The following is a 14,994-nucleotide window of genomic DNA, read 5'->3' as shown; positions in this document are numbered from 1 at the left end:
ATTCTTTAGACAAAAAAAAAGCTGCCCTTACGACAGCTTTTTTTTCAAGTAAGTCACCTAAACATTGTTTATTGCTTAGGAACGCTTCCGATTTTCCCTGTTTTTGGAGGGATATTTAACTTTTGTTTTGGATAAATCAGATTTTTGTTACGAATCGACTTACGATTGGCTTCAAAAATTCTTGGCCAAAGTTTTGCGTCGTTATAAATATCTTCTCTATCAGCAATTCTCCAAAGGCAATCTGTTGGATTTGATTTTTCTACAGTGTATCTTTTCCAACCACCAGAAAGTTCTTCTACTTGAGAGGAAGTCGCTTTGTCTCCGTCTGTCTCTGTTGTAGTCGTTGTTTTGGTGTCAGCTTGCGGTTCTACTGCGGTGCGATCTTTTTTAGCAACCGTAGTTTTTCCTTTTAAAGTTTCCACTTGGTCAATAGAAATTTCAGCCAATCGAATGGCTTCTTCCGACTGAGCGATAGAATCTTCGTATTTTTCTTGTTCTAAAAGGTTTCCGGAAGCTTGGAGAGACTCATTAGAAGCACCTAAGTTTTCTTGTGTGCTTGCATACGATTCTTTTGCATTCGATTTTAGATAGGTTTCTGCTTTTAATTCACCGAAACGAGCATTTGCGTCTTCGACTACTTCACGTGCTTGGCCATTACGGTTTTTTGCATGGTCTTTCACAGAAGCTTGTAACAAAGAAGCAGCTGCCAAACGAGCCGTTTTGATCTTTTCGTCAGCTGTTTTCAAACGACCGGCAGTAATGTCTTCACGAGCAGAAGCGACACGAGCCTTTTCTTCGTCAATGGCAGGATTTCCACCTTTAGAATATGTATAAGCTTTTTCTAATGACGCATCCACTTCATCAGCGGATTGGCGAATGGAACCAGAACGGTCGAGTGCTACTTTTTTTGCATCTTGGCTGATTTTAGAAGCTTCTAAAAAATGATTGTGAGCATCTTCGTATTCTTGTAAGGCAACAGTACGTTTGAGTTCTTTTGCTGTTTCGTCTTTGTCTTCGCGTAGGTAAGAAGCAAGACTTGCATCTGCTTGTGCTAATTTTGTTTCACCAGCATCACGAGCACTCACGGCTTTTTTAAATTCTTCCGGTGTGTATTCAGAAGCGTACGCTTCGTCCGCAGCATCAATCGCAGTCACTGCCTCTTCACGAGACTTGGCAGCAAGTTTTGGTAGAGTTTTTTCCAAAGCATCGTAAGCTTTAGAAATAGCATAATCTGCACTCTGTTTGGAATCAGATGCTTTTTCTTGTGATGCAAATTCGTTGGCAGAGATTAGGCTTTTTTTTGCTTCAGAATATTCTTCTGCAGCATACTCTTCTGCAGAAAGTCTTTCGGCTCTTTCTACTTGAGATTTTGCTAGAGCCAGTTCTTTCACTGGCAATTCTTGTGCACAATTAACAAATCCTAAGGAAAACAATACCAAACCAGAGAGAAAGACTGTTGTCTTTTCCTTTCTTAACATAACAAACTCCTTAATTTTTCTTCGGGGGATTTTGTAAGTGAGAAGCGCAAATACGCTTCCCCTTTTACTTGAAAGCAGTGACGGCTTCGTCTTCGCTGTCGAAAATTTCAAAAAATGAAGTCAACTTTGTAAGTTCAAATACTTTACGAACTGAACCAGCCACGTTGATAATTTTAAGCCCACCTTGGTATTTCTTCAAGTTGGACAAACTTGAAATTAATGCTCCAATTCCGGAAGAGTCGATGTAAGATACCTTCTCGAGATTGATGACGATGCAATACTTTTGTTCTTCGATCAATTTGGCAATTACATCCTTGATCTCAGGCGCGTTATAAAGGTCGATTTCCCCGTTAATATCGAGGACTACGATTTTATCTTTTTCCCTTCTGGTGATTTCCATGTGTGTCTAGAGACTCCTCAATGAAGCTACAATCAATGTAGAAATGACGGTACAATTGCATTCAAAAAAAAGAGATACGTCAACCTAATAATTTTAGCTACCAAACAAATTTTTCCAATGGTCATAAAAACCCTGAAAATTGCCTATTTTTATGGACTTTCGCATCCTTTCCATGAAGCTCTGCATAAAATATAAGTTGTGATACGTTGAGAGCGAGAAAGCAGTCAATTCCTTCACCTTATGTAAGTGTCGAATGTAGCCAAGGCTATATGTTGTGCATACCTTACACCCACATTCGGGGTCAATGGGACCATCTGCCAAACGATGGCTCTCATTCCTTAAATTGATTTTGCCCAGGGAGGTGAACACTTGGCCGTTTCGAGCATTCCGAGTCGGTAATACACAATCAAACATATCGATTCCATTCTTAACACCTTCTAGAATGTCCACAACGGTTCCCACACCCATAAGGTATCGAGGCCGCGCCTGGTCGAAATAAGGTGCCATACATTCTAAAATTCGAATGTATTCAGGCCTTGGTTCCCCCACACTGAGTCCCCCAATGGCAATTCCCGGAAAATCTATATTTTGTAATGTATCTAAACTACGTTTCCTGAGGGATTCATTGACTCCCCCCTGAACAATGGGGAAAACATTTTGGTCACCAGGCCTTTCCATCCAATAATCATAGGATTCTTTGGCCCACCTGTGCGTTCTGTCCAGGGCAAGCTCCAATCGTTTCAGATCACTTCCATAGGGCGCACAATCATCCAAAACCATCATGATATCCGAACCAATGGAACGTTGCATATCAATGACAGAGCCAGGTGTAAATTTATGATGACTTCCATCAATATGGGACTGGAACCGAACTCCATCCTCTTCAAACTTAAAAAGACTCGCGAGACTAAACACCTGGAACCCACCGGAATCAGTGAGTAAGGCACGTTTATAAGACATGAAATTTTTTAAACCATGGAAATGGTCCAAAACTTCCTTACCTGGTTTTAGATATAAATGGTAGGTATTGGCAAGAATTAGATTGTAACCCAATTCATCAATGTCTGAGGAAGAAAGAGATTTGATACTCCCTCTGGTTCCCACCGGCATAAAGATGGGAGTTTCAATTTGAATTCCATTTAAGTGGAGAGTTCCGGTTCTTGCGAAAGAACCGGGATCTTTTGAACTTTCTTTAAAAATAGAAGACACTATTTTTTGATTTTATGTTCACAATTTGCAAAATTTAAACAATTACCAAAAATATTCAAACTATGTCCGGTGATGGTAAATCCATTTTCCGAAGCTGCTTTGTTTTGCAGTTCTTCAATTCGTTCATCCACAAACTCTACAATGCGACCACATTGCATACAGATGATATGGTCATGGTGTTCGTGGCCGATGATATGTTCGTAATATTTATAATCTTTACCAAAATCATGTTCTTCCAACAAACCCGCTTCCACCATAATCGCGAGGATTCGGTAGATGGTTGCCTTGGAAATACGATCCTTATTGTCCTTCAATTCATCCAAAAGACCTTCGGCAGTAAAATGGTTGTGTGAAGAAAAAATCTTTTGCGCAACTAGCAAACGTTGGTTGGTAATTTTTAGTCCCTTTTCTTTTAGATACTCTTCAAAGGCGAGCATCTCTTTTTTTGTGTCGTCGCTGGAAATAGGATCGTTTTGCAAGGTTTATCTCCTAATGATTCAACTTAATTCAATGTTCCAGAAAGAGAATAATACCATGCTCTTTCTGCTTCTTCTGCAATTCGAAGCGCCATCACCCGAAGTAGGCGATTCTGAGCTTCCAATTCTGATTCCCGAAATCCAATTTGAGTAGAAAAATGAACTCGTCCAGGAATTTCACTGCGTTCCATAGGAATTTTATTTCCCGTCTCCGCTTCAATGATCTCCACTCGGGTGACCACAAATAATTCCGAAGTAATTTGTCTATCCGCGAGATCCATAAGATCCCCGACCTGTTGGTAGTGAACAATCTCCGAATACAACCGGTATTTCGCGAGAGTTTTTTCTCTTGTTGTGATAAACCTTCCCCGTCTGTCAATTTCTTCCATAATCATCTGGGTGAGACGGGTGTGCATACCGGGAGAATAAGTATTGTTTCTTACATTTTGGATGTAGATCAGGCGTTTGGAATCTGGGACGGGAACCCCATTAATTTTAGGAGGTCGACCCGGTTCCTTTGACAAAAAGGCACAACCAGAAAAGGCGAAAATGAGAAAGAAAACAATGCCTTGTTTCATACAAAAATGTTCCCTGTCATCTTAGGTCTCAAGTCTAGTTTGTCAAGGGAATCGAAACGATGGGAAATTCTCTCGGTTTCGGGAAAGGCATGACAAAGGAAGTGGGAGGATTCTGATTCTCCCATGGAGATCTCTCTTCTTCGTAGTTTTCGATTCCTAGTTTGTTTTTGGCCGGCAGTTCTTTTGGCCGAGTCCAAAATTCCCGATATCCCGCCAAATGAGGTGGGTTTTCCCCTGCCTTATTACTCTCCTGTTTCGGGAACCTTTGCGGAAATTCGAAACCATAACTTACATTTGGGTTCTGATTTTAAATCTTATGGCCTCAATGGTCATAGCATCTTAGCTACGTTTGATGGTTATATTGAAGAAATCAGTTATTCGAAAACGGGATATGGACTTTCGCTCAATCTGTATAATCCCAAATACAAACTCAAATCCAAATACGCCCACTTACATTCCTTTGGTGGAAGTTTGTATGATTTAGAGCTTTTAAGACGAGCCATTTTACTTATGGGAGATCCGAGTGGGTTCCAATTGAAACTTCCCCCAGGATTATTTTCAGCTAAAAAAGGAACGGCTCTTGGCAAAACAGGAGAATCGGGATCAGGGATTTCTCACTTGCATCTTGAGTTTCGATCCGAAAAAGGAACCATCAACCCTCTCTACTTTCCTGAAATCCACCAAAAGGACAAAACTCCTCCCACCATACTTTCTATGTATTTAGAAGGGGATAATTTAGAAAGCCCCGTCCTCCTCACAGCCAAGGAAAAATCCAAAGGTAAATATGAACTCTTTAGCGATTCAGGGGAACTTTTTGAATCCATCTCCCTCACGGGAAAGGTGCGCATTCGTTTGAGTGGTTATGACTTCATTCGTTCTAGGAACAAAAACAATGTATATGGAATGGATTTGTCTGTGGATGGAAAAACTATTTTTAGCCGGAACTTCGACTTTTTAGCTTTCGAAGATGGTTCCAAAAAACACCAGTTCTACGACATCAACAGATCCTCTTTGTCACCACCGGTTTATTTCTATCATATGTATGAACAGTCCAAAAACTTCAAAGAAGAAGGATTTTCATTGGATTTGGATGGATACAAACCAAAAGAAAAATTACCATTAGAAGTTACGCTACGGGACGCAACAGGAAACAAGTCCTCAGTGTTTTTTACAGTGATTCATGACAGAAAGGATACAGACAATATCCGAATCGCAAAAAACAAAAAGAACGGAAACAAATTCAACTCTTTCGACAACAAGATCAGCGTGGATTTATCGAATGCGGAAGTTTCCGGAGAAGGAAGTTTACTCATCACAGAAATTAGCGAAAAAGATATCCCTTTTAAAATTTCAACAGGCCTTCCTCTCAAAGGTAAGATCTACCAATTGGACACTAAAAAAATGAGTTGGAAAGGGGAAGGATCAGGGGAATGGAATATCGGTTATACGCCCTCCACAAAAGAATCCCTTTATTTTTATGATTCTTCCATTCAGAAATTCCAATCCATCACTCACAAAAGAAAATCCGGTGGTTTTAGTTTTAAACTCACGAAACTAGGATACCTTATGGTTTTGTCGGATGAAACTCCACCAACAATCTTTCCTATGACCTCTCTTGCTCGTTACATTGAACTTCCAGAAGTGAGAAACCAATGTTTTGAAGAAAGGTTTTATGTCATTGGTGATGTAGGAAGTGGATTTCGAACCAGCGTAGAGTTACTCGTAGATGGACAAAGTTATCCTTATGAATACGATCCGGATAGGCGTGCAATCCGAGTTCTCATTCCGAAGAGCTTACAAAAAGAAAGGCCTTATCTTCTTTTGGAAGCTAAGGCCTTCGATTTCGCCGGAAATGTTTCCGAACCGTTTGTGGATTTAATCTCTACTAGCGGTTGGGCAGAAGAACTTCAGGCCTCTTGTCCCGTCATGGAATAACGAGCAATATCCAATACTTCGTAAACAGTTTCAGTAGATCCGAAGACTAGTGTTGCTTCGTTTCCAGTGTTTTTTCCAAGAAGTGATTTTGCTAGTGGTGACTGATAAGAGATGATATTCTTCTCTGTATCTGCATCCCAAGCACCAAGGATTGAGTAAGTTACGGTTTCACTTGTTTGTTTGTTTTTCAAACGCACTGTGGTTCCGATTCCTACTTTATCAGCTTTTACATCACTGAGGTCGAGGATCCTTGCACTTTTCAGTTCTGCTTCCAATCGTTTGATGGCAGCTTGCAACTGAGATTGTTTTTCCATAGCCGCTTTGTATTCTGCGTTTTCTCTTAAGTCCCCTTTCTCTTGGGCCTCACCGATATCACGAGAGTTTTCAGCCATCTCTACGTTCACAAGGTGTTCAAACTCTTGTTTTTTAGCATTGAAAGCGCGACGAGTCACAAGAACCACATCGTTTGGAAGGTTTGCTAAAGGATCATCATCTGCATCTTCTTCTGAATCGTATTCATCCCAAACAATGTTTGGTTTGAGTTCGTTGATGAGAACATAGAGTTGGTCTTTTTCCAAATCGGTTACATAAGGAACTTCTTTGAATAGAGCAAAAAGTTTACGAACATACTCATCGTCTGCGTTGGTTAGGATGTCTCGAAGAAGGCTATTGTCCTTTCCAAAAAGAATGTCCATTGCTTGGTTTTTGAGTTTAGTTCCTTTGTCCTCAATCTTCGCAAGAGGTTTGAGTATACGGAACACACGAAGAACTAAATCTTCTTCGCTAACTTTCAACCAATCAAACTTCCAAGTATGAGAGAGGATGGATTTTGCCACCCAAAGGAATACTTCTGGGTTTTCTTTCGATTTGTTAGAAACTGTTTCTACAAATAGATTGAGTTCAGCAAACTTCTCATCCGCCACTAAGTTTTGGAAAACAGAGCGGTTTACTTTCACTGGAACTTCAAATAAAAGTCCAATAAGGATGTTGATTGCTTCTGGATGGTGGGATCTAATCAGATCCTTAAATCCTTTTTTGATATCCGTGTTTTCTAATGCTTTGGAAATCTTCAGAGCTTCTTCTTTCGAAAGAGACTGAATGAGTGTTGTTAATTCTTGTTCACGGATTTTATGAGAGAACTCTTCTGTTGGCCAAGCTTTGCTTGCTTCTTCCAAATACAAATAGGCGGAAAGTTTACGAACAGAATCTCTTGCCGATTCTTCTTCACCGTAATGAGAGATAAAAAAGTCACCAGCTTCTGCTGCTTCATCTGCATCTCGAACGGCTTCCATAGCGATTTCTAATTTTTTATTCGTGTCAGAAGTTGCTTGGAATTTCTGAGTGAGAGTTTCCGCGTGAGTGATCGGTTTTTCATGGTAAACCACTTCATCCTTTTTCTTAGGATTCATTCCGATATTCGCTTCTTTTTTCAGAACCGACTTCACCTTCGCCCACCACTTAGACCACTCATCTGCTTTGAGGAAAGTTCCGATGAGTTCGTTCTTCATGTCGCCAATGATCATTCTATTGTCGTATGATTTCAGAAGTTGTTTTAAGAACTCAGGTAAGTTCTCAGCAAACATGGTATTGATGCCTTGTTTGTCTTCGTAGTGTTGTACCCAAATATGATCTTTCTTTAAAGGTTTTAAAGAAGTGATGGCCATTTGGATCGAAAGTTTGTGGTCTTTCTTTTCTTCAAAATCAACAAAGATAGAATCTCCTGTTTGGGAGATGGATGTAATTTTACCTACACCCCAGTTTCTATGCATAACATAGTTACCAGTATCAAATACGATATTTCTTTCAAAGTTAGTAATACAAAGTTTAACAGGTTTACGGTTGTTACCAAGTTCACTCATTTTGAGGAAATCTTCTAGTAACGAGTGTGCTGTGTATTTTTGTTTGTAAGCACGAATGAGTTCGTTTCTTGCTTTTTGTGATGCCGCTTCGTGTTCTAAAATCTTTTTTAAGAAATAGATCACATGATCCCAATCTTCCATCGCCTTAAAAGGCTCAACGATTGGGTAAAGAAGTCCAACAAGGCGAGTTTTTTCTCTTTGGCCAAGAAGGATACGTTCAATTTTATCGAAGAAAGAAACGTCTTCATAGTTGTTTTGAACGATGGTAGGCCAAATTTCCTCCATCTGAACGTATTCTTTATTCTTTGCATACATCTCAACGGCGAGTTTGAGATAGGAAATTGCTTTTGGTTTGTCCTCTTCCATAATGGAAAAGCCATACTTCTTTGCAATTTCTGGGTTTTTACGATCTTGTTTGGCAAGTTTCTCAAGAACTACTTTGAGTTCTTTGTTTTTCTTGAGTTTGTCGAGTGCTTCCGCTTTGACACGAAGAGCAAGTCTATGATCACCAAATCGTAAAATAGAATCAGTAATGTATTCAATGATAGTCCATTTCGCATGAGCTTTGAAAGAATCCAAAATGCTCTTCACCAAATTTGCGTCTCCCATGGAATCTTCCATGAAAGAAATAATCATTAACATATATTTGGCGGAGATAGACTCAGGATGTTCTTTGAAATGGTCTTCAATTTTTTGTTTAGCTTCCGCTAAACGATTTTCTGCCTTATATGCATCAATGACATCGTCAAAGATTTTGAATTTGGAAACGGGAACCGTTCCAGCATCAGCACGTACGTAAATTTCCTCATTAAAAAGAGGAGTTAGTTTGTCGTTGTCGGCGATTTTGTTTGATTTGTCTTCGGTAATAGTATCAGGCATGAAAAGAATCTCCCTCTTCGTATTTCCAATAAAGGGTGTTCAAAGTTCCTATAAAGTTGTTACGGTAAATTTAGCGATGAATCCGCGAAAAGAACAGTCCTAGAGTTCATTTTCCAGGTCCGTTCGATTCTGTAAAGCCAAAAAACCCAGCCGATTGACTGGGTCATTTGGGTCCCAAAGGCAATTCCCTTGGAGTGAGTAAGGAATCTACTTGTTTTGGGAAGAACCGTTACTTCCACCACAATCACGAATTTTCGCACCTGTGGAGATCGCTCCGGACTTCTGGAGCATTTGCTCCAATTTAACTTTGCTTTTGCAATCTTCTTCATCAAAGTCAAGGTTTGCTCCATCGAAGTGAACTTCGAAGGTATCAGCAAGGACTCTGAGTTCGTCAAAGAAAAGATAAACGGTTTCAGGTCCAGTGTTGACTCGGGAACGAATCTTAAACTGTTTGAAGATTAGGTTTCTTGTTGCAGGGAAAGCATTTGCCTCTTGTGGGATTCCAGGAGGGATGAGGATATGGAGAGGTCTCCAACCCACAAAGTCCACGGATCCAAAAGGGAAAATATGGCTATTGCCATTGTAGTCTTCCAACCAACCTTCTAAATCGTATTCATTACCACGGCCAAGAACCCAAACAGAAATGGCTTTTACATTTCCTGGAGCTTCGATTCCGTAAACTTTCTCAAGTTTCTTTTTGTTGTCTGCATCGATATAAGGTCGTGCACGAGTCACTTCGTATTCAGGAGCACGCGGAGGGCGAACCGTCACTACATTGTTACCTGGGAAAGTGAATTGAAACTTCACAGCCAAAACTTTGGCATTTCCAGCATCTACGTTTTTAACATCGCCTGGTTTTCCAGGAACTAGTTTTACTTCTCGAAGAACGAGAGGAGATTTTGCCGGATCGTTGAGAACAGGTGAATACTTGTTGTTCTCATCGTATTTCATATCGCCTGTGCCGTCTTTGTTCACACCGTCTTTGTCAGTGAACACTTCCCAACCATAAGGAGCACTCGAAACTGGGTTGTCCCAAGATTCGATTGTGATGGCTTTGAGTTCTAGAGCGCCAATATCATTTCCAACTGGTGTTGCCACCCCGTTAGAAACTTTGTATTGTGCTTGTGCGAATCCAATGAGAGCGATAGACGCCAGGGCCACTAAAGTTAGGATTTTTGTTTTTTTATTTTCCATTGTTCCTTTCTCCCGCTTACCAGTTGTCCTTAATTTCAGATCCAGGGTATTTAGCTTCGGATCTGTCGGTTCTCACTTGGAGGTCATCTACATAAAAGTAGAAGTCCCCTGCTACTTCATGAACATCAGATGTCACGAAGAGAGAAACGAAATGAAGGTTTTTATCCAAAAGTGCAAATCTTGTACTTTGTGGAATAAACCCAGGGATTGTAGCCGTTAGTTTTCTCCATCCGAAGAAATCCAATCGACCCAAACGGATATTATGCGTTACGTCTTTATAATCTCTAAATTTTGCAAATAAAGTATGTCTGAACTTTCTACCTAGAACCCAAACAGAGATTTGTCTTACTTTCCCTTTGATGATGTATTCATGCGGAGGATAAAGTTCCACACGATCCAATCCTTTAGCAGCAAAATGTGTTTTGACTCCTAAAATATGGTTTTTTTCGAGTTTGTCCCCGCCATCTTCTGGAACGGTTTTTTCATCGAATACATCTTTGATGAGCCCGCGTTGAACGAGTTTCAAAGTTCTTGTTTCTCCGAGTGGAGTGGTAGCTTTCACTCTCCAGTCCTCAGCCTCTTCAAAATCATCTAAAACGATTTTTCTGAGAGGGCTGTCCTCATCATTTGCAGTGTTAGCTGTATTTTGTCCGCCAGTATCTGCCTGTGCGTACAACATTCCTATTGAAAGGAAGAGGCCTAACAACAGTTTGGTCATTCCTAATTTCCCCATGAAACTCACTCCTAAAAGGCTCCTAACTCCGGGTCTTTCGTATTCTCATTATCGGATATCCGGCTTTTAAATTGATTCAAGATTTCGATCATACGATCGATTCCTTCTGCCGGTAGAAAGATCGAGGACTTTTTGCTATTCGACCACTCCGATACTTTCAGGTAGAATCCCGCCTGGTTCTTCTTCAAATCCACCAAGAAAGTCTTATTTTGTGTTACGATCTTCTCGGTTAGGATTTCGGGGTCCACCATGCATTCCTTCTCCCTGCCTACGTAAATAGTATCGGAATCCGAAACCCATTCCTTAGCTGTAATAGGAAGAAACTGAGGAATGGAAAAGGTTTTTTCGAAAGTAGTCGATAAAAAATCCTAAATTGAATTCATTTTGTCTCTTTTGTGGCTTTAAGCAAATCGTTTCCGAAGTTCCCGAGCATAAGCCAAGTCGTGGGTGAGCTTTCGGAGTCTGCGGATGTAATAATGGGTCACTTCCTTGTAGAATTTGAGCTCCATTTCTTTGTTTTTTGAAAACATATCGTGCAAATCAGAGTAGCGAAGTTCGTATAATTCAGAATTCTCTTTGGCTTCCACTTTCGCGGAGCGTTTTTCATCATCAAAAAAAGGCAATTCCCCAAAGTGATCCCCTTCTCCGAGAGTGAGGAGGTTTACATCGTCCCCGTCGCTTGTGGCAGTGGAAATTTGTAAAGTTCCATACTTTACGATGTACATGGATTCCGCTTCCTCTCCTATATCATACAAAACATTTCTAGGAGGTAGGTGGACTTCCCGGATCTTCTCAGCAATGTGTAACAGTTCGTCTTGGTTTAACTTTTGGAAGAGATATATTTTTTTGAGACTCTCTACTTTAGTATTCATTCATACTCCTAGGATTTCTCTGAAAATGGGGGAAATTCGCTAATTTGCAAGAGAAAATTAAGTAGATAGACCCATGATTTTTTATGGACAAACGGAACGGAATAGTACTAATATTTGCAATTCCCTTCGTCTACTAGGGGGAAACGCTAGGAACAAAAGGTTCCTGATTCCAAAGAAAGGGAAATATATGACACCTAAAAAGAAGGTATTACTGGTTGAAGACCACGCTGTGACTCGAGTCGGGGTCAAACATGTTGTGAATTCTTCGGCTGATTTTGAAGTTGTAGGCGAAGCGGAACATTCTTCGCAAATTGTAGGCCTTTTGAACGAAACTAGACCCGACTTTGTCCTACTTGATTTAAGGATTCCGGGAGAAAACGTCCTCAATATGGTGAAGGATTGGAAAAAAGAACACCCGAACCTAAAGGTAGTCACTCTCACCATGCTAGACGAACAACCCATTGTTCATTCGGCGATTGAGGCTGGGGTGGACGGATACCTTTTAAAAAGTGATGATCTGAGTAGTTTAACGAAGAACCTAAATGAAATTGCGGCCGGAAAAACCGTTTATTCCAAAAACCTAAAACTTAGTTTCAATCGCAAACCCCAAGATGGAAAGGTTGCGAACAAAAAGGAAAAACAAATTTTGACCCTTCTGGGACATGGGAAAACTTACCAAGAAATTGGAACAGAGATTGGCCTATCCAAAAGGACAGTCGAATACCATGTGGGAAGACTGAAAGACCGATTTAACGCCAAAACAGTGGCGGAACTTATAGGTCGTGCCAAAGAACAAATGTTAATCTAGACTTCTAGGTCTAACAATCGTTTCACTAGTTCTACCAACTTCGCATCGGGAGATGTTTTTGTAAGAAAAGCATCTCCACCAATTTCAATCACAGTCGCTTCCAATTTGTATCCCGTGTTTGGATCGGTATGGGAACTCGAAACAAGAAGGGATCGAATTTCCTCCATTTCGGAATTGGAATATAGATCCCTTAAGAAATCGATTCCTGTTCTTTCTGGCATGGAAAAGTCCACGATGATAAGGTCTGGTTTCAAACGACCCACAGAAAGCAGGGCATGATCGGGGTATTCTTCTTCCCAGAGAATACAAGGTAGGTCTTTCAATACTTTGCGAATTTGTTTTCTGTATCCTGGATTGTCATCCAGAACAAGAACAATCTTCTCAAAGTTAGGAAGTAGGAGTTGAACAGAACTTCCCTTGTCTTCTTCGGAATGAAAAATGAGTTCGGCGCCGTGGCGTTCCGCTACTTCTTTACAAAAAGCAAGGCCAACCCCTGCTCCCATTTCATCGGCAGTCCCCTTTCTAACGAAAAGAAACCCCTCTTCCAAAATATGTTCAGCCCAGTATGGTGGCATTCCAATCCCCGTATCCACCACCTTCAAGTTCCAATGTTTGTCTTTTTCGGTGAGAGAGATTTCCACAGTTCCTGATTCTTTGGTAAACTTCACTGCATTCGTGAGTAAGTTCCAAATCAAATGTTCGATTAAGTTGGGATCCCCAATTCCAATGGAGGATTCTTCGATATGGGTGATGATGGAAATGTTTTTGGGTTTTGCCATTTCCTGAACCCTTTCGATGAGTTGGTCTGTGATTTGGCGGAAATCAAAAAGTTGGTAATCCGGAAATACGGAAGCGTTTTGGAACCGGGAATATTTGATGAGTTCTTCGACCATACTGAGGATGTTTTTGAGTCCCGTGGATGCCTCACCAAGCACTTGTTTTGCTCTTTCTGGAGAAAGAGAAGGTGGAGATTCAGTAAGTAAATTGAATACAGAAGAGATTCCAAAAAGTGGAGATCTAATATCGTGAGAAACAATGGAGATAAACTTATCTTTGAGCTCCCCTGTTTTTTCGGCTTTTTCCTTTTCTTTTTTGAGTTCCAAGGTTTTCCATTCCACTTCTTTACGTAAGTTGAGTGTTAGGTATTCGGCAGTCTCCCAAGTATGTGCATTTTGTTTGGAGATCACAATGGCAAGGCACATACAAAAAATAGCAAATCCAAGCTCCGTTAACATGGGCAAATCCCAACGTTTGAAAAATACAACGGAGTCATAAATGGTCGCAGAAAGAATGAGGGTCGTGCCAAACAAAATCATTCCGCCTACAAACCTCGATTCTTTTTGCAAACAAGAACGAAAGGCAGCCACCATCGCAATCACAAGAATGACCGCCATATAGGCCTGGCTGAAAATCAAAAGTTTGGTGTACACAGCGTATGGTGTTGTGGCGATGATTAAAAATTCCAATAGGATAGGAATCATAAGATAACGTTTGTACTTTTGAGGAAGGAAGTTCTTTTGGTTTTGAAAGAAAAACAAAAGGCTAAACACTTGGATCCCACAAAAGGCAATGTATTCCAATCGGATTTGGAGCATCTCGAGCCAATCTGAGGCCATAAACCAATCCCTCGAAACCCGATCAAAAAGCAAAATGCGAAGAAGCCAGGAGAGACAAAGTAAAGAAAACCAAAGAGGTGCTTTGTCTTTTCTGCGGTGGATGTATAAAAACAAATGTGAGATCGCAAGTATGAGAAACGTCGCAAAGAAAAATGCTTTTTTTCGTTCCTTGAAACGAAGATACAAAAGGGTTTTTCCCACTTCCCCGAACACTGGTGAGTAGTACGGACCACCCCGCGAATAAAGATAGTTGGAGATTTGTAAATAGAGAACCGTAGAAGGTGTAGCCCGAAACGAACGAGCTGTTTCCAAATAATATCCGACAGACCCTTCTTTGGTTTTGGAAACCTTACCTGCCGAACCAAGTAAAACAAGTCCCCGTTCCGCATTCAGATAGTAGGCCCTGTAAGCCGAAGAAGTTTCCCGAAGATAGAACATTAAGTTTAAAGGGTCGTTTACTTTTAATTTCAAACGGTAGGTGACAAATCCATGTGCGGGAAGGTTTTGGTTCACCCAGTAAGCAGGGACGGCAAGTCGGATTGGTTCCTTTTTATCTAAGGCCTTAAACTCTTCTTCGGTTTCAGGAAGTTCTCCCGGGAAGGCTTCCCACTCCCCCGCAAGAGGAAAAGGATCCAGTGTTTTTGGGTCTTCCTTGGAAAGATCCAAAATTCCTGCCTGGATGGTCTTTGCCGGTGCTAAGGTGGGGATGGAACGGTTGCATTGGAGGAAAACAGAGAGGATGAGAGAAAAAAATACCAGTTTAGAAAGAAACAAAAATTGGAAACGTGCCACATCCTAACCTTAAAAAGAAATTCGAAAAACTCAAACCATATTAGTACGAGTACGAGAAATTTATTCTTGGGATTCCCCATTCGGATAGATGACGGTGGTTTCCCTTGCGATAGAAAACATTGACTTGGGTACGAAAACCAAAAGAAATAGAGGATTCAAGGAGAC

General features: G+C 40.7%; 13 protein-coding genes. 2 read left to right on the top strand and 11 right to left on the bottom strand.

Features of this window, described 5'->3' with window-relative positions; all coding sequences use genetic code 11:
* Window positions 1-68 precede the first annotated feature (68 nt).
* From JWG41_RS16640 to JWG41_RS16620, 5 genes are all read right to left on the bottom strand, one after another.
* Window positions 69-1,478, bottom strand: a complete 1,410-nt coding sequence (locus JWG41_RS16640; RefSeq protein ID WP_205270943.1) for a lipoprotein LipL71 — start codon at window positions 1,476-1,478, stop codon at window positions 69-71.
* 64 nt (window positions 1,479-1,542) lie between these two features.
* Entirely contained in the window at window positions 1,543-1,878 is a 336-nt protein-coding gene (locus tag JWG41_RS16635) for an STAS domain-containing protein (protein WP_002975418.1), read from the bottom strand.
* 93 nt (window positions 1,879-1,971) lie between these two features.
* Window positions 1,972-3,087 (bottom strand): tRNA guanosine(34) transglycosylase Tgt, encoded by a 1,116-nt coding sequence (gene tgt, locus JWG41_RS16630; protein ID WP_205270942.1) that lies wholly within the window; start codon window positions 3,085-3,087, stop codon window positions 1,972-1,974.
* Entirely contained in the window at window positions 3,087-3,524 is a 438-nt protein-coding gene (locus JWG41_RS16625; protein WP_232374076.1) for a Fur family transcriptional regulator, read from the bottom strand. The genes tgt and JWG41_RS16625 overlap by 1 nt, the downstream gene beginning before the upstream one ends.
* 65 nt (window positions 3,525-3,589) lie before the next feature.
* A complete protein-coding gene (locus JWG41_RS16620; RefSeq protein ID WP_205270941.1) occupies window positions 3,590-4,141 on the bottom strand; it encodes an LPS assembly lipoprotein LptE in 552 nt (183 codons plus the stop codon).
* Between the two features lie 123 nt (window positions 4,142-4,264).
* Here JWG41_RS16620 and JWG41_RS16615 point away from each other — a divergent pair, with 123 nt between their 5' ends.
* Window positions 4,265-6,076, top strand: a complete 1,812-nt coding sequence (locus JWG41_RS16615) for a M23 family peptidase (protein WP_205270940.1) — start codon at window positions 4,265-4,267, stop codon at window positions 6,074-6,076.
* Here JWG41_RS16615 and greA read toward each other — a convergent pair.
* From greA to JWG41_RS16590, 5 genes are all read right to left on the bottom strand, one after another.
* The gene (gene greA / locus JWG41_RS16610) at window positions 6,049-8,814 is read right to left on the bottom strand and encodes a transcription elongation factor GreA (RefSeq protein WP_205270939.1); all 2,766 of its coding nucleotides are present in this window, start codon (window positions 8,812-8,814) and stop codon (window positions 6,049-6,051) included. The genes JWG41_RS16615 and greA overlap by 28 nt on opposite strands.
* Window positions 8,815-9,021: 207 nt before the next feature.
* On the bottom strand, window positions 9,022-10,008 hold the full coding sequence (flaA1, locus tag JWG41_RS16605; RefSeq protein WP_205270938.1) for a flagellar filament outer layer protein FlaA1: 987 nt from the start codon (window positions 10,006-10,008) through the stop codon (window positions 9,022-9,024).
* 16 nt (window positions 10,009-10,024) lie between these two features.
* The gene (flaA2, locus tag JWG41_RS16600) at window positions 10,025-10,741 is read right to left on the bottom strand and encodes a flagellar filament outer layer protein FlaA2 (RefSeq protein ID WP_408611763.1); all 717 of its coding nucleotides are present in this window, start codon (window positions 10,739-10,741) and stop codon (window positions 10,025-10,027) included.
* Between the two features lie 11 nt (window positions 10,742-10,752).
* The gene (locus JWG41_RS16595) at window positions 10,753-10,989 is read right to left on the bottom strand and encodes a DNA-binding protein (RefSeq protein WP_002975368.1); all 237 of its coding nucleotides are present in this window, start codon (window positions 10,987-10,989) and stop codon (window positions 10,753-10,755) included.
* 153 nt (window positions 10,990-11,142) lie between these two features.
* Window positions 11,143-11,613: a cyclic nucleotide-binding domain-containing protein gene (locus tag JWG41_RS16590; RefSeq protein ID WP_205270936.1), complete on the bottom strand. Its 471-nt coding sequence runs from the start codon at window positions 11,611-11,613 to the stop codon at window positions 11,143-11,145.
* A 187-nt stretch (window positions 11,614-11,800) separates the two neighbouring features.
* Between JWG41_RS16590 and JWG41_RS16585 the strand changes: the two genes are divergently transcribed.
* Complete coding sequence (locus JWG41_RS16585; protein WP_205270935.1) at window positions 11,801-12,421, top strand: response regulator transcription factor; 621 nt, start codon at window positions 11,801-11,803, stop codon at window positions 12,419-12,421.
* Here the strand turns inward: JWG41_RS16585 and JWG41_RS16580 are convergent.
* Window positions 12,418-14,829 carry a hybrid sensor histidine kinase/response regulator gene (locus JWG41_RS16580; protein ID WP_205270934.1) on the bottom strand — a complete coding sequence of 804 codons (2,412 nt, stop codon included), beginning with the start codon at window positions 14,827-14,829 and terminating at the stop codon, window positions 12,418-12,420. The genes JWG41_RS16585 and JWG41_RS16580 overlap by 4 nt on opposite strands.
* Window positions 14,830-14,994 lie beyond the last annotated feature (165 nt).

Source organism: Leptospira chreensis (assembly GCF_016919165.1).
Lineage (GTDB): Bacteria > Spirochaetota > Leptospiria > Leptospirales > Leptospiraceae > Leptospira_A > Leptospira_A chreensis.
The sequence above is the reverse complement of the archived record's forward strand: the minus strand, read 5'-3'. Positions and strand labels throughout refer to the sequence as shown.

Excerpts from the sequence above, each read along its gene's own strand:
- flaA1 (WP_205270938.1), bottom strand. The coding sequence starts at position 10,008 with ATGGAAAATAAAAAAACAAAAATCCTAACTTTAGTGGCCCTGGCGTCT.
- JWG41_RS16615 (WP_205270940.1), top strand. The coding sequence starts at position 4,265 with ATGGAGATCTCTCTTCTTCGTAGTTTTCGATTCCTAGTTTGTTTTTGG.
- flaA2 (WP_408611763.1), bottom strand. The coding sequence starts at position 10,741 with ATGGGGAAATTAGGAATGACCAAACTGTTGTTAGGCCTCTTCCTTTCA.
- JWG41_RS16635 (WP_002975418.1), bottom strand. The coding sequence starts at position 1,878 with ATGGAAATCACCAGAAGGGAAAAAGATAAAATCGTAGTCCTCGATATT.
- JWG41_RS16620 (WP_205270941.1), bottom strand. The coding sequence starts at position 4,141 with ATGAAACAAGGCATTGTTTTCTTTCTCATTTTCGCCTTTTCTGGTTGT.
- JWG41_RS16590 (WP_205270936.1), bottom strand. The coding sequence starts at position 11,613 with ATGAATACTAAAGTAGAGAGTCTCAAAAAAATATATCTCTTCCAAAAG.
- JWG41_RS16640 (WP_205270943.1), bottom strand. The coding sequence starts at position 1,478 with ATGTTAAGAAAGGAAAAGACAACAGTCTTTCTCTCTGGTTTGGTATTG.
- JWG41_RS16625 (WP_232374076.1), bottom strand. The coding sequence starts at position 3,524 with ATGCTCGCCTTTGAAGAGTATCTAAAAGAAAAGGGACTAAAAATTACC.
- greA (WP_205270939.1), bottom strand. The coding sequence starts at position 8,814 with ATGCCTGATACTATTACCGAAGACAAATCAAACAAAATCGCCGACAAC.
- JWG41_RS16585 (WP_205270935.1), top strand. The coding sequence starts at position 11,801 with ATGACACCTAAAAAGAAGGTATTACTGGTTGAAGACCACGCTGTGACT.